Below are 19,884 nucleotides of genomic sequence, written 5' to 3'. Positions count from 1 at the left end.
GATCAGGGACGAGTAGCCCTATGCTTTAAAGTATAGCTCAAAAGTTGTTCCTTTGCCTTCCTCACTTTTTACATTTATAAATCCGTTGGCGTTATCTACCAGTCGCTTAACAATATAAAGCCCCATACCTGTACCATCTACATGCGAATGGAAACGTTTAAACAGGGTAAATAACTTTTTGATGTTAGCTTTACTGATTCCGAGGCCATTGTCAGAAACTGTTAAGAGCACATAGCCGTCAACACGTCGGGTATTCAGCACCACTTTCGGATGTCTTTTCTTTGCCTTATACTTTATTGCATTGCTTAGCAGGTTGTATAACACGCTGTGCAGGTTTTTCTTAGAGAACTGGATCAGCGGCGCTTTCGTAAAATCGACTTCAATTTCAGCCTTCTCACTATTCAGCAGTTCGCGCATATTGTCGCGCACTTCGTCAAAAACTTCCTTCACATCCACCTGCTCCACCTCACCGTCTACATCGCGCTGCACCTTGGCTATATCTGTCAGGTCTTTGATCACATTCTTAAACCTGCTGATCGCGCCTTTCATCATGTCAAATACAGGTTCCATTGGTTCGCCCGGTATTGGTCCTGCGCTTGCTATCTGGTCTTCCAGTAAGAGCATCAGCCCTTCTATGTTACCAATCGGCGATTTCAGGTCGTGCGAGGCGGTGTATACAAACGTATCCAGGTCTTCGATAACACGCAGTAAATGTTCGTTGGTCTGCTGCAGTTTTTGCTGCGTAGCTTTCAGGTCTGTAAGATCAATAAAAGAGCCCAGCACGCGGTATGGCATCTGGTACTCGTTGTGCATAATATAAGCCCTATTGGCTACATACGCATAGGTACCATCTTTCTTCTGCAGCCTGTACTCATCAGACCATTGGTCTTTACCTGTGTTAATGGCGTTATTTATACCTTTCTCTACAGCTTCACGGTCGTCGGGGTGTACCAGTTTTAGCCATCCTTCCATGCCTTGCCCCATGTCCTCCTCCTTGTAGCCAAGCAGGGTAAGCAGGTTATCGCTCCACCATATCTCGTTGTTAATCAGGTTCCAGTCCCAGACAACATCATTCGTAGCCATCGATACCATCCTGAAACGCTCTTCGCTGGCAGCCAGGGCACGGGTTCTGTCGCTTACTCTTTTCTCCAGTTCGTTATTCAGCCTAATCAGGTTTTCTTCTGCTATTTTCAGCTCTTCATAAGCCATCAGCACCTTATCTTCGCTGTTTTTCTTCTCGGTGATGTCGGCCATAGTAAGTGTTATGCCATCACCCATTTTAACAGCGGCAATTTCGTACCAAGCCTTTACTTCTTTAATCTCCAGCTGTTGCTCAATATGGATGGCCTTGCCTTCTTCCACTACCTTTACAAACTTCCGGAACAAGCCGTTTTTCTTAAGGTATGGTAGTTGTTGCAGCACACTGGTATTCAGCAGGTCGCTTTGCGAATAGCCGAGCATGGTCTCTGTCTTTTTATTTAGCAGCGTCCAGTTAAAATCAATAATTTCCTGCTTGCTATTACGTTCAGCCTTGAAGGCCATAATGCTGTTAAGCGAACTGTTAAGTACCCCTTGTACTACATTGCTCAGTGTTTTAAGGGTAGTGACATCAACAAAACTAAGCACTACACCATCTTTATTGCCATCATGTTTCAGGTATGGTATAATGCGCATCAGGTAATATTTGCCATCCTTAGTTTCTACTTCCTGCTCAACCTCAACCGATGTGTTGTTTACCTGCTGAATGTCATCTATCAGGTGCGTATATTTAAGATTATGCGACAAATGATGGATTGGCCGGCCAAGGTCGCTATCTATAATGTTTATCAGTCCGTCTATAGATGGTGTAAACTTGCGGATTACCAGGAAATGGTCTACAAACAGCTGCCCCACATTGGAGCTCCTGATATAGTTGTCCAGGTCTTCGTTCAGTTCCTGTAGTTCTTTTATTTTAAGCTGATGCTCTGAGTTAACCGTGTGCAGTTCTTCGTTAAGCGATTGCATCTCTTCGTTGGAGCTTTGCAGCTCCTCGTTTGATGACATCAGCTCTTCGTTGGTAGACTGCAGTTCTTCGTTAGCTGTGCTCAGGTCCTGTACCGTTAAGTTCAAACTTTCGCGGGCGTCCTTCAGCTCCGACTCAAGGTTAGTAAGCTGCTGGTAATAATCAGAGTCAGACACAAAGCTCAGATCCGAAACTTTAGGCAACGGCATCACCTCACCCATTTCCTGAAGCAATATCAGAATAACTCTGGGCTGGTCTTTGTCCATACTTATGGGCCTGATGGAAACATGCACCATCTGTTCCTTTTTGCCCATTTTAACGGCCACCTGCCGGGCCACTACTTTCCGGTCCTGCTTCAGGGCTTTGCGTATGCCTACACTCAGGGTAACGGCCAGTTCCTCGGGCACCATCTTTATCAGGTTAAAGTGCAGGCGCTTGTCCGGAAACTTGAGAAAACGGTTGATATCGCCAATGCCGTGCAGCAGCTGATAATGTTCATCTACATAAAGGCCGGTAACCTTAAAGTCTTCAGCCACAGCATCCATAAAGCCATCGTTATACTGCACCGTAGGCGAGCTTTTGTATTTAGATCCCTGGCTGTGGTGGCCTATGTTATAGTTATAGTCTGTAATGCCGTAACTTTGTTTTATACCTCTGCTTTCTTTTATTTTCCTGAATATCTTCCATTTACGGTTCTCCTCATTAAAGAAAGACTTCATTTCTCCAATATGCTCGCTTGGTCCTAAAAACAGGTAACCGCCCAGGTTTAACGCATACGTGAACAGCGATAACACTTTATTCTGAAGCTCAGCGTTCAGGTAAATAAGCATGTTACGGCACGTAATCAGATCAATCCTGCTGTAAGGCGGATCTTTCTGAAGGTCGTGCTGCGCGAAAATAACCAGTTTACGGATATCTTCATTGATGATATACCTGTTGGCTTTGCGGTAGAAAAAGCGCTCCAGACGCTCTGCCGAAACATTTTTAGAGATGCTGAGCGGATAACTTCCTTTTGAGGCTTGTGTAATGGCCTGCTGGTCAATGTCGGTGGCAAACAGCTTAATGTTCGGTTCGCGGCCGGCTTTCTCAAATGCTTCACTGAAAAGTATAGCAAGCGAATAAACTTCTTCGCCGGTGCTGCAGGCAGCCACCCATACTTTTACTGCTTCTTCTGGCTTTTTCTCGGCTATAATGTTAGGGATGATGTCGCTTTCAAGTATAGCAAATGCTTCAGGGTCCCGGAAAAAAGAGGTTACGTTGATAAAGAATTCCTGGCAAAGTTTTTTGATCTCGGCAGGGTTCTCGTGCAGGTAATCCAGGTACGCTTTCATGTTTTTCACTTTCAGGTGATCCATGCGTTTGCGTATCCGGCGGTTTATAGTTGCCTCTTTATAGTTTGTGAAGTCTGTTTGGGTATGTGTGCATACAAGGTCCAGTATCTCTTTAAATATAGCCTCGTCTTCTCCTTCTAAATCCTGTTCTATTAAGCTCTTTACCAGTGGTATTTTGCGAGTGTATTCTATTATCTCCTCTGGCATTTGTTCCGGGGGCAGCACATAATCTACAATGCCTGCATCAATGGCACTGCGGGGCATACCGTCGAACTTTGCAGTTGCCGGGTCCTGCACTACCACAATTCCGCCTGCCTTTTTAATCGCCTTAGCACCTTTAGTACCATCGGTACCCGTACCAGATAATACTACACCAATTGCCAGTTTGCCCCTGTTCTTGGCCATAGACTCAAAAAAGAGATCGATTGCAAAGTTTGGCTCACGGCTCCGTGTTTTATCTGTAAGGCGCAGGCGCCCGTGTTCTATAGTTAGCTGTTTACCACTTGGCAACACATACACACAGTTAGGTCGGGTAAACATGTTATCCTCGGCCTCCTGCACCTGCATGCTTGTATGCTTGCTCAGCAGCTCTGCCATCAGGCTTTTATGGTCCGGCGAAAGGTGCTGTATAATTACAAACGAAAAGCTGGAGTTATTCGGAAAATGATCAAACAACTGATGGATAGCCTCCAAGCCACCCGCAGATGCACCTATACCAACCAGGTAATGGTCGGCTGTTTTGGTATCTTTTATTTTATGGGATGCTTTCGTTTTATCCATTCTCAATTCTGATCAATCCTTTTTGCTGTCTCTGCCTGTTCTGCCTGTTGGGTTAATAACGTTCCTTTATCAGCTTCTCCAGTATTGCATTTCGCAGGGTATCGGAAGCGGCCAGTTCTTCCGGTAGCCATGTAGCCGATGTATTCTTTACTGTTTCCTTATAAATCTCAAACGAATTTCGCGGATGATACGACTTTCCGTCCGCCTCCATCTGTATGGCATTGTTAGGGTTGCCACCCCAGTTCACGGTCTGTATCAGTTCTGGCCTGAAACCAAGTATAAAATCGCCTTGCTCTGCATTAATTGGTAACGCTATCAGGCCGCTGGCCACGTCTTTATAATCTTTGCTGTGGGGGTAATCTACCGGAAGCGAAGATGTGGCAAAAACACCGCTTGTTTTAGTGCGGCGAAGCCAGGAAAGCAGATCTTTCACTTCCTGCTTATCCGGGGTTGTTCCGATGGTCCAGGTATTGCCTTCGTAAGCTACCACTGCCCCAGAAAGCGATAACAGGTCAACTATAGTTGTGTTGCCTTCCAGTATACCTTCCGCAAAATTGGCAGATGTATATAGTTGCTCCATCAGCTTCACATGGATGCTTCTCAGGTGTACCCGCAGGCTCATATCCTCTACGCGCTGTTTCACTTCTATCTGTGCCGACAGTATACCGGCTAACAACTCCATAGCAGAGCGTAACTCATACCCGGGATATTTGGCTGTTTTATGATGACAGGAAATAAGCCCCCATAGTTTATCTTCGATAATAATTGGCAACGACATAGATGCCGTAATTTTCATGTTAGCCAGGTACTCCAGGTGCACGTTGGCTACGCTGCGCAGGTTGCTTTCCGAAAGGTCAGTAAAGCGTTGTGTAACCGGGTTAATTACAGGTACAAGTTTTACGGGAGTATACTCGCGTGTTGGAATAAGGCGGTACGGATTACGGAAATACAGATCACGCGCTTGCCTCGGAACATCTGATGCCGGAAAACGCAGGCCCATGTAATCGTCCATATCGTCTTCTTCGGCCTGGCCAATTACAATACCGTTCCACTGCGGATCGAACTGATACACCATTACCTTATCAAAGCCGGTAAGCTTTTTAAATTCTTCGGTAAAACGCTGCGCCAGTTCTTCTATAGTTTCAGCCTGCTTCAGTAAGGTAGTTACGTACTTTATCTGCTGGTATAAGCCTATAAAATATTCTGCGGGCGCATTTACACTTTCTTCCATTTCCACCAGAATGTAGTCTTCCTGCGGAAGTATAACTGATGTAAAAACCTTCTGTTCGCCGTGCGTGCTGAAACTTAATGTAAAAGGTATTTTATCCTGTGAGGCTTGCGTTTTGATTTTGGCGAGGATCTCCCCCTTTTTATCTTCAGAAAGGAAATCTGATAGGGTTTTACCTAAAATCTCGTCGGGGGCGATTGGTAAAAACGAGGAGATATTCTCGCTTACCTGTAATACGCGCAGGTCTTTTTTATCTAGTACAAGCAATACTCCATGTGGCTGTACCAGGTTTACCAAATGCAACGGTATACTGCCGCACATTTCTGAATCGTAATTTGTATTGAGGGTTACCTGATAGGGTGCTGCCGAATTTGTCATAGTTCGTATTAAGCGTGATCGCCTGTTAAAGCGTAGTAAAAATGGTACTGACCAATGTTTTCAAACTATAAGAAAACCAGTTGCTCAGAAAAGTGTTTCGGACTTTTTACGCATGCTTTCTGGCATCTGCATCAGCCCCGACTTAAATATATTAATAAAACAGAAAATAATCAGTTGGTTTCAAGCCAATTTATAGCTTCCTCTCTTAAACTGAACTTGTAAAATTGCACATCATCTGCCAGTATCTTTTGCAACTGCACTCCAATTCTGTCTCCAAAACTGTCCTGTTTTGCAATATGCACAAATCTCTGAAGGCCGTGCCTGATCATTTTTTGCACCCATATACGAGTAAACCATTCAATGGTATCGAACCAGACCGACTGAATATATGTACAGTCATTGACCAGGGTAATACACGGATGCTGAATGCACCACTGATCTATCCAATTGGTGACCGCCTCTACCTGGTTTTTTGTTGAATAGCCATACCACTCTAAAACGATTGCCTGGTTGTTAACCAGGTGCAACATTTTACAGTAGACTTTGCCAAATTCATTTTTAAACTCGTGCACCGTAACAGGCACTTTAGCTGGCAGCTTTATTTGATCTTGTGGTAAGGTCAGCGTTTTGTGGATTTGAAATTTCTTAACAGCAATATACTGTCAGGTAACCTTATTGGCAGCTTTCATAATTCTTAATTTAAATAGAAAAGGAAAGAATTAACCCGGTTTAACGGGTTTAAGAAAGCAACCAGATACAAAGATACTTTTTAACAAGCCAGATAAAGGAAACTAGTGTTGCTAAAGCTATGTAGGCAATCAAACTATAGTTGTGTCGTATTTTTTATGACACAACTATAGTTGTCAGGCCAGCTCGTTTTCTAAGCAATACCGGATCAGGTCAGTGTTAGACGTAAACTTCATTTTTTCGAAAATACGGGCACGATACGTGTTTACTGTGCTTAAGGTAATGCTTAGGTTTTCGGCAATTGTTTTAAGCGAAGCGCCTTCTGCTATTTTACAGAGTATCTGAAATTCGCGATCAGACAATACTTCATGGGCAATTTCGGGCTTACCATTGTTTACCACTGTTTCAGCAAGCAGTTCAGCCAGCGAGTCAGAAATATACTTACCGCCATTCCATATTTTCTGGATAGCAGTTACCAGTTCCTCACCCGCACTGTCTTTGGATAGGTACCCCGCTGCTCCCGCTTTCAGAGAACGCAGGGCATATGTTTTTTCAGGGTACATGCTCAGTATAAGAACCGGTATAGTTGTGTATAGCCGCTTCATATCCAGCAACACATCCAGGCCGCTTCTAACAGGCATGTTAATGTCAAGCACTACAAAATTTGCCTGGCTTTTTTTCAGTTTATTTAATACCTCGGCTCCATTCTCGGCTTCGGCAACTACAGTTATTTCTGCTTCATCTTTCAGAACTTTCTTCAGTCCTTCCCTGATCAGCACGTAGTCATCTGCGATCAACAATTTAATCATTCTCTTTACTGTTCTGTTTTCTACATTTATAAGTTGGAAAGTGGTGTAATGGGCACTTTTAGTACAATTCTGGCACCTTTCTTTGCCATCGTGTCAAAAGTCAGGCTGGCTCCTATCCGGTCGGCTCTTTCCTGCATGCCAAGAAGCCCAAACGTTCTTAATTGCGTTAAGTTGCCGGCCTCTATCCCTTTTCCGTTATCGGTTACTATAAACCGGAAATGGTTCCGTGATTTATCTATTGTTATAGTTGCTTCATCTGCCCATGAGTGGCGTGCAATATTTGTTAAGGACTCCTGTATGATCCGGTATACCTCAATAGCTGCCTCCTGCCCTAACGGGATATACTTAAGTGACGTGTTTAGTTGCAGGGATATGGCAGTGCGTTTCTGAAACTCCTGTGCCTGCGATTCTATCTCGGAGAGCAAACCAAAATTATCGAGCACAGTAGGGCGCAGGGTAGCTACAATTTCGCGCACTGCTGTTATCGAAGTGTTTATAGTTTTCATCATGGATTGCAGTTCCGCATAAAACAGCTCTTTTTCCATTTTCCCGGCGGCCAGTTTTTTCATTATCAGGGTCAGGTCTATTTTTAGCGCCGTAAATGCCTGCCCCAGTTCGTCGTGCAATTCGCGGGCAATGTATTTTCGCTCGTCTTCGCGCATTACCTGCAAGTGCCTGGTCAGGGCCTGCAATTTTGTGTGCGACTCCGACAGTGATTGTTCGGCCTTTTTATTTTCTGTGATCTGTTTTTGCAGCAGTTTATTTGAATTCTGCAGTTCTGATGTTCGCTGCTCAACCCTGATTTCCAATTCATAGTTATACTTGCCCAGCGCATCGTTTGCTAACTTCAGTTCCTGGTTGGTAACGGCCAGCATGGCAGCTATCGCTTTTGATTTTTGCTCACTGTCTTTCAGGGCCTGACGTACCTGCACATCATCGGTAATGTCAGTTATCAGGGTATAAAATCCATGCACCACGCCATGTTGTATATCGGGCACATAACAGCAATGGATATGTTTTACAAAGTCCTGGCGGTATGGCATCCGTGCTTCAAAAACAACTGCTTTTCCAGCAAGCCCTTCCTTTACATATTCTTTTATATTCTGATACGGAATCTCTCCGATCACATCTTTAAGCTTCTTCCCGATCAGATCCTCGGACTTGTGCGGGAACCACTTTTCATAAGCTTTATTGGCAAAACGATACCTTTCTTCTCGGTCTAAGTAACCAATAAGTACCGGAAGTGAGTTGGTTACTAACCGCAATTGCTTTACGCTTGCTTCTTCAGACTTGCGGGCTTTAACCTGTTCGGTAACTTCCAGCGCAAAAACTACCACTCCGTCAACCTGTTCCTGCTCGTTGTAGCGGGGCTGTTGTATAAACCGGAAATACCTATCCTCCATCTCGCTGACTTCAGCACGTACAAAAGGTATCAGCAATTCTTTCTCTTCGTGGGTAGTGCCTGTTTCATAAACCTCCCGAAAGGTCTGGTATACTTTATTATCCTTTATTTCGGGAAGAGCATCTAAAATAGGTTTACCTAAAAGCTGGCGTCCCGGAAAAAGTGAAGCATAAGTAGGGTTTACAAACTCATACACCAGGTCTGGGCCATTGAGTATGCAGATGGCAGCTGGTGCCTGCATAAACAGGCTGTTCAACCGGTTACTCTGTCGTTCGGCTTCACGTTGTGCCAGCTTAAGTTCCATGGTTCGCTGTTCAACCCGGCCTTCTAACTCACGACTTAGTTTCTGTAACGATGCAGCACTTTTCTCAACTTGCTGTCGGGCTTTTACAAACTCAGTTACATCTAACGAAAAGATCAGAATACCACTTACCTTCCCCTGGGCATCAAAAAGAGCCTGGTAAATAAAATTCCAGTACATATCTACTGCAGGCTGGCCATGATGGCGAACCATGGGCACCATTGCCTCCTTTCCTTCGTAAGTCTCTGCTGAGTTATAAACGTGCTGGATGATATCATATACAGGCTGATCTTTTAACTCTGGCAATGCTTCAATCAGGGGCCTTCCTAACATTTCGCGCTCTGGAAAAAGCTGCTTGTATGTTTTGTTCAGCACCTTAAAAACAAAATCCGGGCCTTCGAGCAAGGCAAGCGCAGCAGGAGCCTGTTCAAATAACCGCTCCAGGCGCAGGCGCTGCTGTTCGGCTTGTGCTACCGCAATTCGCTCGCGTTCCTGGCTTTCCTGTAACTGGCGCCTGGCCATTATTTCATCGGTTACATTTATAGTTTCGTGCAGAATACACACTACCTCACCAGCATCGTTAAGAATAGGAACCGTATTTGTATGCCAATAGCGTTCTATAAAACTCCCCTGTTCTTCAGGGTCAAAAATGTCGTAGCGCTGGGCATTTAACCGGTGAGGTTTACCTTCCGATAACACATAGTTAAAAGCACTCTTTAAGTTTGTTGTTGATGAAGCATCCGGAGCCCCCGGGTTATCCGGAAAAACATCGAAAACATACTTGCCGACAATATTTTCGCGCAAAGTAAAGGTCTCTTTCAGCAGAGAATCGGTAACAGCGAGTATGTATAGTTCAGGAGAAACTATAAATCCCAACTCAGACTGAGCTTCAAAAATTTTAAGGAAAGGCAGCTGTTGTTGCATAGTGCTAATTTCCTTTATAGCAAAAGATGACCTGTGAGGCATTTAAGTGTTTTTATAGTTAAACAAATCACTACAGAACACAGTCATCAAGAGAGGTGAAGTGCTCGCTGGATAGCGCTGAACGCTACGGCTAAAAGTATATGCCTGCCTAAAAAAGCAAAGCGGTAAGAGGGAGAGCCACACAGGCTCCGGGTATTATACTTCTGCTACTAAATTTTAGCAAAAGTCACTAATAAACAGCAATTACTTAAAACAAATTCAATTTTGTTGTGCAGCTATAGTTGGTCTATTGCGTTTAACAGCGGTTTTCAGGTTCAAAAACTACCTAATTCCCCATTCTGTTTCTGCCCCATTTTTAAAGTTGCAGGTCATTTGGTTTTGCGTTTACGCCATACCGCGCCATCAACATAAACCTAATTATCAGCGTACTAAATTTACAATTGCATTTGCTCTGCATTTGTAATAACCGCAAACAGAACTATGGAAAATAACGCTTAAAGAAATGGTAGAAATAAACATCGAAAAAAAGAAGAAACCTGTGTGGCCCTGGATACTGCTGCTCATAATTCTGGGGCTCCTGGTCTGGGCGATCTATGAATTTACAAACGACAGAGATAATGCTGAGGCCGCAGCTTTGCCAACTTCCGGAATACCGGCAACGGCCAGCCAAGTGCCACAAAACACATACCCGCTATTAACATAAAAGCATAAACAAACTATAACTATGAAAGACAACGATTTTAGAAATGAGCGCCTGGTTGCACTAAGCGCCATGAAAGACTATAAAATTGCCAAAGATAACCCCGATGTGCTGGGCTGGAGAGTAGTTGGTGCAGACGGCGACAGCCTGGGTATTGTTCGCGACCTTATTGTAGACCCCAAACAAATGAAAGCCCGGTACTTATCGGTAATGGCTGACCGGAAATTTTTTAATACCGACACCGACCAGTACCTGCTGGTGCCTATTGGCGTGGCTGCCCTCGACAGAAGCAGTAAAAAAGTATTTGTATCGGCTATCGACTCTACCTCTATAAGCAGGTACCCGGTGTACGAGGGTGGCTCCATTCCGGAAGACTATGAATATGCCGTGCGCGACAATTTACACCGCACGCACCGCGATATTGTGGCAGATAACACAGATAGGCATAACGATGAATTTGAGGAAGCGCTGCGTCGGGACAGGGAGGTAGAAACCAGCCACATATCAGATGATTTTTATAACGACGAGGCGTTTGACGAAAACAGATTTTATACCTCGAACCAGGAAGTGCACCGCGACAGAACGTACCCGACTTACAGCCACACAGACGCCGATGTGCATGACGTACGCAATGAAGATATAAGACCGAAAACCGTAGAAGATTCTATCGCAACTATAGAACGCTTGGAGCAGCTCCGGGAAAGAGGCTCGTTAACGGAAGAAGAATTTATATTATTGAAAAAAAGGGCGCTTAACCTGTAAGCAAAAGTTATACTTCCCTTTTCATCATAGAAGCCATGTAGTTTTAAGCGACTGCATGGCTTTTTTGCATTAAGCTCTGCCAACCGCGCTGCAACAGGGCAACAGTAATGTAACCTTAAAGTGGCTTGTCTTCAGAAGGCTTGATAGCGCCATAAAACACCGGGCTGAAATAACGTAGGTTCTCGATAACGCAGGCCAGGCTATAAAACTTTTCGGGTTTAACTTCGGAGCTGTTAGCAAGGGCTTCTAAGATCGTATCCAGGGTTTGGGTATAGTTCGCTTCAAATTCTTCGGAGGTCATAGGTAAAAGGCTAAAAGGTTAACTCTCAAAAGATACAAACTATAGCGCATAATAATTCGATTTAATCAAAAAAAGCGCGGTACATCTTTATGCACCGCGCTTTTTTATGAGTAACAACTAGAGGTTATAGTTTCTTCAGGCCTTTTGTATCCTGCTTGCTGCCTTCCTTTATACTTACGGCTACACCGCCGCCTGGGGCAATTGGCTGCTTCAGTACGCTTTTAGAGTTTACCAGCACCTTGCGGATAGTATACTTCTGTGGATTTTTGTTCCAGCTGGCGTCCTTGGCATCGGCGTAAATGGTAGCCACGTAGGTTTTGCCTTTTGGCAGGTAATCGAAACGAACAGTGGCTGTGCGGGCATTTTCATCTGTTATACCACCCACATACCATTCGTTTTTGCCTTTCGCTTTACGGGCTATTGTAATGTAATCACCTGGCTCAGCTTCCTGCACCCAGGTATCATCCCAATCTACAGCTACGTCTTTTATAAACTGGAACGCATCCGGGAAGCGCTCGTAGTTTTCTGGCAGGTCGGCAGCCATTTGCAGCGGGCTGTACATAGTAACGTAATAAGCCAACTGCTTTACAAGCGTGGTGTTCACGCGCTGGTTATTATCCTTGTTGTAGTATGACAGGTCCGTCTGGAAAATACCAGGTGTATAGTCCATCGGGCCACCCATTAAGCGTGTAAACGGAAGTATAGTTGCATGCTCCGGAGCTAAACCGCCCATTGCTTCAAACTCAGTACCACGGGCCGATTCCTGTGCAAACCAGTTCGGGTAAGTTCTGTGCAAACCAGTCGGGCGCACAGCTTCGTGGCTATTCACCCTGATCTTATAGTCTGCCGCTTTCTCAGCTACGCGTATATAGTGATTTACCATCCACTGGCTGTCGTGGTGTTCGCCGCGCGGTATAATTTTGCCTACATATCCTGTTTTTACAGAGTTGTATCCATTGTCTTTCATAAACTGGAACGCCTCATCCAGGCGGCGCTCATAGTTAGTAGCAGACGAAGATGTTTCGTGGTGCATCATGATCTTCACGCCTTTATCGGCAGCATACTTCTGCAGCTCTTTTACATCAAAATCAGGGTAAGGCGTTACAAAATCAAACACTTCTTCTTTCCAGTTACCAAACCAGTCTTCCCAGCCAATGTTCCAGCCTTCTACCAGTACGGCATCAAAACCGTGCTTGGCAGCAAAGTCGATGTGTTTCTTAACGTTCTCGGTAGTAGCGCCGTGGCGACCGTTAGGGGTAAGTTTTGTAAAGTCGTCGGTCAGTTTTACGTTGGTCTCTTTGCCGTAAGCCCAGGTGCTTTTATTAGCCACAAAATATTCCCACCACACGCCAATGTACTTCACCGGCTTTATCCACGACACGTCTTTGTACTTGGTAGGCTCGTTCAGGTTAAGTATAAGCTTCGACTCCAAGATGTCAGCAGCGTTATCGCTCACAACTATAGTTCGCCAGGGAGTATTAAACTCTGTCTGGATGTAGCCTTTGTTGCCCATTGCATCGGGTGTAAGGTGCGAGCTGAACTTAAAGGTTTTCGGGTCTACGTTCAGGTTCATGGCCGGGTAGTTGATCAGGGCCGCCTCGTGGATGTTGATGTAGATACCATCCGAAGATTTCATCATGGAAGGCGTTTGTACTGCTGTGTTCTTGATCGGCCACTGTGCGTGTACATCTATCGTTGCCTTCTTCATCAGGCCTGGTATTTCAGAGATCTTAGAAGTGGTATAGGCATACTCGTTGGTATCGTAGTCGCCAGGTATCCACCAGATTTTGTGGTCGCCGGCCAGGTTAAACTCCGTGTTCTCTTCTTTAATAACAAAGTAGTTCAACTCCGGCTGCTGCGGAAACTCATAACGGAAACCGAGGCCATCGTTAAACAAACGGAAACGGATCAGGATCTTGCGGTCTTTCTGCTCTTTCTGAGTTAGCGTTACCAGCAGTTCGTTATAGTTGTTACGGATGGTTTTCTGCTCACCATAGATTGGTTCCCAGGTAGTATTTACACTATTCTGCTCTGTTTTGGCAACCGTAAAACCATTTAGCATCGAGGGAGTATCCTTCAGTTCCAGGCCCAGTTTACTTTCTTTTATTACCGGCTTCTTTTTGTAAGTAAGCTGGTAGGTTGGTACGCCGTTAGCTGCCAGTTCAAACTTCATGGTAAAGTTCTTGTCCGGCGAGGTGATGACCTGCGCATTAACCAGGAAGGAGAATGTGCCCAGGAACATAACCAGTACCAAACGACGCATTTTGCGGCTCAGGCTGCCTGCGGTAGTTGCCGCGCCCGGTAGTTTCGTGTTAAGCTTATAGTTCATTGGTTTTTCAGGTTTACTGAAACATTAATTTACGTTGTGTAACGGGAGAAATTCAAAAAGGCAAATTACATTAAATTTGGAGTTTTATCCTTAAACCCTGCTGATAATCGGAACTATAGTTGCAATATTTTATAGTTTGTGTGAGCGTTGCCTATAGTTAGGTTTGCCTTTTACAGTACAGCCTAGGGTAAAAATGCCGGAGACAGGTACAATTAGCGCAACCAAAATATAAAAGGTACCCCTATCTCTACAGCAGTACCGACAAGTATAAAGAAGCATTGCTCAGTTTTACAAGTGATTTAAATCATCCCTTAAGTCAAAATTAAATCCGAAATTTACTAACTGATTTTGCAATTGGGAGTTTAATACACAACCCCCCGGATGTAAAGCTGCCACTACAAACGGGGAATCGCCACAGTTAAAGAAAAGTATAATGCTGAACAGAATTATAGCCTTTTCGATACAAAATAAGCTCATCATCGGGCTGTTCGTTTTCGCACTTGTCGTGATCGGGGTATATAACGTGACGCGATTGCCCATAGATGCCGTGCCCGACATTACCGATAACCAGGTGCAGGTCATAACTGTAGCGCCTTCGTTAGGCGCCCCTGATATAGAGCGGTTAATCACCTTCCCGGTAGAGCAGGCCAACAGCAATATTCCCGGCATTAAAGAGATCCGCAGTTTTTCCCGTTTCGGTCTTTCGCTGGTAACCATCGTTTTCCAGGAAGGGGTTGATGTATACTGGGCGCGGCAACAGGTGGCTGAGCGCCTGCAAACCGTGCAGCAACAGATACCCGAAGGTGTGGGTAGCCCCGAACTTGGCCCTGTAACCACCGGCCTTGGAGAGATTTACCAGTATATGGTACGCCCCAAACCCGGTTACGAAGGCAAATACGACGCCACCGAACTGCGTACTATTCAGGACTGGATCGTGCGGCGGCAGTTGCTGGGCGTGCCAGGTGTGGCCGATGTAAGCAGCTTTGGCGGTTACCTGAAACAATACGAAATCGCCATTGACCCTTCGCGGCTAAAATCTTACGGCCTTACTATCTCCGATGTCTTTACAGCCCTGGAAAATAACAACCAGAACACCGGCGGTTCTTACATACACAAAGGCGATGCAGTACTTTTTATCCGGAGCGAGGGCCTGCTGGGAAGTATAGAAGACATTGAAAGTATAGCACTTAAGAACACAACCGATGGCTCGCCTTTATACCTGCGCGACGTAGCAGAAGTAGGCTACGGCCACGCGACCCGCTTTGGCGCCATGACCTATAACGACCAGGGCGAAGTAGCCGGTGCTGTGGTAATGATGCTGAAAGGTGCCAACAGTAACCAGGTTATTAAGCTGGTGAAGGAACGCATTGCCCAGATCAGCGAATCCTTGCCCGAAGGTGTCATGATAGAGCCTTTCCTGGACCGTACCAAAATGGTGAACAACGCCATCAGTACTGTAGAAAAGAACCTGCTGGAAGGTGCCCTGATCGTGGTATTTGTGTTGGTATTATTCCTGGGTAACCTGCGTGCCGGGCTTATAGTTGCTTCGGTTATACCGCTGGCTATGCTGTTTGCCATTACCATGATGAATGCTTTTGGTGTGAGCGGTAACCTGATGAGCCTGGGCGCCCTGGATTTTGGTTTGATTGTAGACGGTGCCGTAATTATAGTGGAAGCTGTACTGCATACTTTCCATTTTAACAAGCGCTTTGCTACCACCAACCGCATTAACCAGGCACAAATGGATGACACGGTGCAGCAATCGGCGAGCCGTATGATGAACAGCGCCATTTTCGGGCAGATCATTATTCTCATTGTGTACCTGCCAATACTTACGCTGCAGGGCATCGAGGGCAAAATGTTTAAGCCAATGGCGCAAACCGTTACGTTTGCGCTTATTGGTGCGGCCATTCTATCGTTGACTTATGTACCTATGATGAGTGCACTGTTCCTGAGCAAAAAGATCAGCCATAAAGATACTTTTTCGGACAGGATGATGGCCAAAGTGGAGCATATTTACCAGAAGTACCTGCGCCGTGTCATTGAGTTCCCGAAAGCAATCATTTCTGGTGCCGTGGTGCTTTTTGCGGGTGCTGTGCTGGTGCTGCTGTCGTTAGGTGGTGAGTTTATACCTGCCCTGGAAGAAGGCGATTTTGCTGTAGATACCCGCGTACTGACAGGCAGTAACCTGAACACCACTATAAAATCAACGCAACAGGCCGCTGGCATTTTGTTAGAGCGCTTCCCCGAAGTAGAAAAAGTGGTGACCAAGATAGGTTCCGGCGAAATTCCAACCGACCCGATGCCCCTCGAAGCCAGCGACATGATGGTGATCCTGAAACCGAAAAAAGAATGGACCTCCGCTGCATCTTTCGACGAAATGGCTGAAAAAATGGGCAAAGCGCTGCAGGATGTACCCGGCATTACGGCTGGTTTCCAGTACCCGGTGCAGATGCGTTTTAACGAACTGATGACAGGTGCCCGCCAGGATGTGGTTTGCAAAATATTTGGCGAAGACCTGGATACGCTGGCACGTTACGCACAAAAGTTAGGCAGCATTGCCAATACCGTAGAAGGCGCCACCGACCTATATGTAGAAACCGTTACCGGTATGCCGCAGATCGTGATCAAGTATAACCATGCCGCCATAGCCCAGCACGGCACCAACATTGCCGACATAAACCGCACCGTAAATGCCGCTTTTGCAGGTGTAAGCAGCGGACTGGTGTTTGAAGGCGAACGCCGTTTTGACCTGGTGGTACGCTTAAAAGGAGAACTGCGCCAGAACCTGACCGATGTGCAGAACCTGCTTATACCTACGCCCAGCGGACAACAGATACCGCTATACTTGCTGGCTGATGTGAAACTGGAAGAAGGACCGTACCAGATACAACGCGAAGATGCCAAACGACGCATTATGGTTGGTTTTAACGTGCGCGGCCGCGATGTGCAAAGTATAGTGGATGAACTACAGCAAAAGGTACAACAGCAATTAAAACTTCCTCCGGGCTACTATGTGGTCTATGGTGGTGCCTTCGAGAACCTGGAGGCTGCCCGTCAGCGCCTCACTGTGGCGGTGCCTGTTTCGTTGGGGCTGATTTTCCTGCTGCTATACTTTGCGTTCCGGTCGGTGCGCTATGGCTTGCTTATTTACTCGGCTATACCGTTGTCGGCTATCGGGGGGATTTTTGCGCTTTGGCTGCGCGGTATGCCGTTCAGTATCTCGGCTGGTGTAGGTTTTATTGCCTTGTTTGGCGTGGCCGTGCTGAACGGGATTGTGATGATCGCAGAATTTAACCGCCTGCGGCAGGCCGGCGGACTGAGCCTGAAAGACATTGTGCTGGAAGGTACAAAATCTCGCCTGCGCCCTGTACTTATGACGGCCAGTGTTGCCAGCCTGGGTTTTTTACCAATGGCACTTAGTTCCGGAGCCGGAGCCGAAGTACAACGCCCACTGGCTACTGTGGTGATCGGCGGTTTGATAGTGGCAACGTTGCTTACCTTATTTGTGCTGCCATCGCTTTACATCCTTTTCGAGAAAGCCGCGCACCACGATGGCAAACCGGACAAACCGGTTCCTAAAGTTGTCGGAATCATACTTATGTTGTTGCTCCCAACTATGGCAATGGCACAGCAACCCATAACGCTGGAACAGGCTATAGTTAAAGCCCGTAAACAAAACCCCCAACTACAGAACGAGCGCCTGCAGACCAATGCCCTGCAAAAATTACAAGGCACCGCCTGGGATATTCCGCATACAACTATAACCGGCGAGTATGGGCAGATCAACAGCATGTACAAGGATACACGCCTGAATGTATCGCAGAGCATAAAATTCCCGACGGTGTATGCCCGGCAAAAGCAACTGCTTAAACAGGAATGGCAGCAAGGCGTGCTGCAGGCCGAACTAACCGATTTTGAGCTGCAATGGCAGGTAACACAACTTTACTATGATATACTCTACGCCCGTGCGCAGCAAAAACTACTGCGCCGCACCGACAGCCTGTTTGCCAACTTCCAGCGTAACGCCGATCTTCGGTTTAAACTGGGCTCCAGCAACATACTCGAAAAAAATACCGCCCAGACCCAGCGCGGCCAGGTAGCCCTGCAATTAAAACAACTGCAAAACGAGCTAACAAACCTGCAGCAGCAATTCCAGCTTGTACTTAACACCGATACTGTTTTCGTGCCTGCTGAGCATCCGCTCAAAATGGAAATAACGATTCTAACCGACTCCACAACTATAGCCGGACATCCTTATTTAAAACTTCTGCAGCAACAACAGCAGGTAAGCCAGGCCAGTACCAAAACAGAACAGGCCCGGCTCCTGCCCGACTTGCAGGCTGGCTACAACAACCAAAGTATAAAAGGCATACAGAACGTAGATGGCGTAGACCGGAATTTTACCTCATCTGACAGGTTTACATCCGTAGAAGTTGGTATAGGTGTGCCGCTATTTTATGGTGCTCAAAAATCACGGATACAGGCTGCCAAAATACAGGAGCAAAAAACCCGAAACAACTATACTTCCGGTAAACTGTCGCTAGAACTACAGTTGCGCAAAGCGATGGACCAGTACCAGGTGGCTGCCGAAAACCTTGCCTATTACGAGAAAACAGCGCTGCCAAATGCTGAACTGATCATCAAAACAGCTGATGAACAGTTTAGGGGCGGTGAGATAGATTACCTGGAATGGGTGCTGCTTACAAACCAAGCCATCAGCCTGCAGACCAACTATATTGATGCCGTGCGCAGCTATAACCAAACTATACTTGAGATTACAGCCCTGACCGGAAGCCGATAATGCCATGAAAAAGATCCTATACCTTTGTTTTGCAATTGGAGTTTTAACCGGTTGCAGCTCCGAACAACCCGCCGAATCAACTATAGCTGAAAAGCCGCAGGAAACCAACCTGGTGCAACTTACGCCTGTGCAGATGAAGAATGGAGGCATTACTACCGGCAAAGCTGAAGAAAAACAGATAGCATCGGTAGTGTTGGTAAACGGCACCATGGAAGCCCCGCCCCAAAGCATGGTTTCGGTAAGTGTGCCTTTGGGCGGCTACCTTAAAAGGACCACGCTGCTGCCCGGCATGCACCTAAAAAAAGGCCAGCTAATGGCCGAGCTTGAGGACCAGGCTTACATACAATTGCAACAGGACTACCTGACAGCCAAAGCCAGGCTCGGTTACCTGAGTAAAGAGTACAGCCGCCAGCGCGAACTGAACCAGAGCAAAGCCACCAGCGATAAAGTATACCAGCAAACCCAGTCCGAGTACCAGAGCCAGCAGGTTGCTTTAAAAGCCCTGGCCGAAAAACTACGCATGGTGGGCATTAACCCGAACCGGCTCACCGAAAACAACCTGACCCGCACGTTAAGGCTCTACTCTCCCATTGATGGCTACGTAACTAAAGTGAATGTGAATGTGGGCAAGTATGTAGTTCCTACCGATGTACTTTTTGAACTGGTAGACCCACGCGACCTGCACCTGATGCTTACAGTTTTTGAAAAGGATTTGGATAAACTTGAGATCGGGCAGCAGATACTTGCGTTCCGGGCCAACCAGCCCGAGAAAAAATATCCCGGCAAGATCATCTACATCGGCAAAGACGTTACCCACGACCGTGCTGTGGAAGTACACTGCCACCTCGAGAAAGAAGACCCTGCACTGGTGCCCGGTATGTTTATGAACGCGGAAATTGAGGTGCACAGCAAAAAAGCCTATACCCTGCCCGAAGATGCTATAGTTAGGTACGGTAACAAGCAATATGTTTTCGCGGCCCGCGACAGTGGCATTTTTGAGATGCTGGAAGCCCAGACAGGTAACTCCGAACATGGTTTTACAGCACTTGCGCCCAGCCAAACTATAAGCCCCGAAAACCAAACCTACGTAACCCACGGCGCCTACACCCTGCTCATGAAACTAAAGAACAAGGAAGAAGAGTAAAC

The 19,884-nt window shown here is 46.2% G+C and carries 10 protein-coding genes; 4 read left to right on the top strand and 6 right to left on the bottom strand.

Annotated elements, in window-relative coordinates; all coding sequences use genetic code 11:
- Nucleotides 1-18: 18 nt before the first annotated feature.
- The 4 genes from GWO68_RS07045 to GWO68_RS07030 form a co-directional block, all read right to left on the bottom strand.
- Entirely contained in the window at nucleotides 19-4,113 is a 4,095-nt protein-coding gene (locus GWO68_RS07045) for a chemotaxis protein CheB (protein ID WP_162345720.1), read from the bottom strand.
- 52 nt (nucleotides 4,114-4,165) lie between these two features.
- The gene (locus GWO68_RS07040; protein ID WP_162345719.1) at nucleotides 4,166-5,719 is read right to left on the bottom strand and encodes a GAF domain-containing protein; all 1,554 of its coding nucleotides are present in this window, start codon (nucleotides 5,717-5,719) and stop codon (nucleotides 4,166-4,168) included.
- Between the two features lie 863 nt (nucleotides 5,720-6,582).
- Nucleotides 6,583-7,215, bottom strand: a complete 633-nt coding sequence (locus GWO68_RS07035; RefSeq protein ID WP_162345718.1) for a response regulator — start codon at nucleotides 7,213-7,215, stop codon at nucleotides 6,583-6,585.
- Nucleotides 7,216-7,241: 26 nt separating this feature from the next.
- Nucleotides 7,242-9,842, bottom strand: a complete 2,601-nt coding sequence (locus tag GWO68_RS07030; protein ID WP_162345717.1) for a sensor histidine kinase — start codon at nucleotides 9,840-9,842, stop codon at nucleotides 7,242-7,244.
- A 502-nt stretch (nucleotides 9,843-10,344) separates the two neighbouring features.
- Between GWO68_RS07030 and GWO68_RS07025 the strand changes: the two genes are divergently transcribed.
- Together GWO68_RS07025 and GWO68_RS07020 are read left to right on the top strand one after the other, a co-directional pair.
- A complete protein-coding gene (locus GWO68_RS07025) occupies nucleotides 10,345-10,545 on the top strand; it encodes a hypothetical protein (protein WP_162345674.1) in 201 nt (66 codons plus the stop codon).
- Between the two features lie 21 nt (nucleotides 10,546-10,566).
- Nucleotides 10,567-11,304, top strand: coding sequence for a PRC-barrel domain-containing protein (locus GWO68_RS07020; RefSeq protein WP_162345716.1), 738 nt, complete (start codon nucleotides 10,567-10,569; stop codon nucleotides 11,302-11,304).
- Nucleotides 11,305-11,419: 115 nt separating this feature from the next.
- On the opposite strand, the gene GWO68_RS07015 is transcribed toward GWO68_RS07020, so the two are convergent.
- A complete protein-coding gene (locus GWO68_RS07015; protein WP_162345715.1) occupies nucleotides 11,420-11,605 on the bottom strand; it encodes a hypothetical protein in 186 nt (61 codons plus the stop codon).
- A gap of 124 nt (nucleotides 11,606-11,729) precedes the next feature.
- Complete coding sequence (locus GWO68_RS07010) at nucleotides 11,730-13,868, bottom strand: glycoside hydrolase family 97 protein (RefSeq protein ID WP_162345822.1); 2,139 nt, start codon at nucleotides 13,866-13,868, stop codon at nucleotides 11,730-11,732.
- Nucleotides 13,869-14,367: 499 nt separating this feature from the next.
- Between GWO68_RS07010 and GWO68_RS07005 the strand changes: the two genes are divergently transcribed.
- Nucleotides 14,368-18,738, top strand: a complete 4,371-nt coding sequence (locus GWO68_RS07005) for a CusA/CzcA family heavy metal efflux RND transporter (protein ID WP_162345714.1) — start codon at nucleotides 14,368-14,370, stop codon at nucleotides 18,736-18,738.
- Between the two features lie 4 nt (nucleotides 18,739-18,742).
- The gene (locus tag GWO68_RS07000; protein WP_162345713.1) at nucleotides 18,743-19,882 is read left to right on the top strand and encodes an efflux RND transporter periplasmic adaptor subunit; all 1,140 of its coding nucleotides are present in this window, start codon (nucleotides 18,743-18,745) and stop codon (nucleotides 19,880-19,882) included.
- The last annotated feature ends 2 nt before the right edge of the window (nucleotides 19,883-19,884 follow it).

It is taken from the genome of Pontibacter fetidus (assembly GCF_010119545.1).
Taxonomy (GTDB): domain Bacteria; phylum Bacteroidota; class Bacteroidia; order Cytophagales; family Hymenobacteraceae; genus Pontibacter; species Pontibacter fetidus.
The sequence above is the reverse complement of the archived record's forward strand: the minus strand, read 5'-3'. Positions and strand labels throughout refer to the sequence as shown.

Excerpts from the sequence above, each read along its gene's own strand:
- GWO68_RS07045 (WP_162345720.1), bottom strand. The coding sequence starts at position 4,113 with ATGGATAAAACGAAAGCATCCCATAAAATAAAAGATACCAAAACAGCC.
- GWO68_RS07040 (WP_162345719.1), bottom strand. The coding sequence starts at position 5,719 with ATGACAAATTCGGCAGCACCCTATCAGGTAACCCTCAATACAAATTAC.
- GWO68_RS07035 (WP_162345718.1), bottom strand. The coding sequence starts at position 7,215 with ATGATTAAATTGTTGATCGCAGATGACTACGTGCTGATCAGGGAAGGA.
- GWO68_RS07030 (WP_162345717.1), bottom strand. The coding sequence starts at position 9,842 with ATGCAACAACAGCTGCCTTTCCTTAAAATTTTTGAAGCTCAGTCTGAG.
- GWO68_RS07025 (WP_162345674.1), top strand. The coding sequence starts at position 10,345 with ATGGTAGAAATAAACATCGAAAAAAAGAAGAAACCTGTGTGGCCCTGG.
- GWO68_RS07020 (WP_162345716.1), top strand. The coding sequence starts at position 10,567 with ATGAAAGACAACGATTTTAGAAATGAGCGCCTGGTTGCACTAAGCGCC.
- GWO68_RS07015 (WP_162345715.1), bottom strand. The coding sequence starts at position 11,605 with ATGACCTCCGAAGAATTTGAAGCGAACTATACCCAAACCCTGGATACG.
- GWO68_RS07010 (WP_162345822.1), bottom strand. The coding sequence starts at position 13,868 with ATGCGTCGTTTGGTACTGGTTATGTTCCTGGGCACATTCTCCTTCCTG.
- GWO68_RS07005 (WP_162345714.1), top strand. The coding sequence starts at position 14,368 with ATGCTGAACAGAATTATAGCCTTTTCGATACAAAATAAGCTCATCATC.
- GWO68_RS07000 (WP_162345713.1), top strand. The coding sequence starts at position 18,743 with ATGAAAAAGATCCTATACCTTTGTTTTGCAATTGGAGTTTTAACCGGT.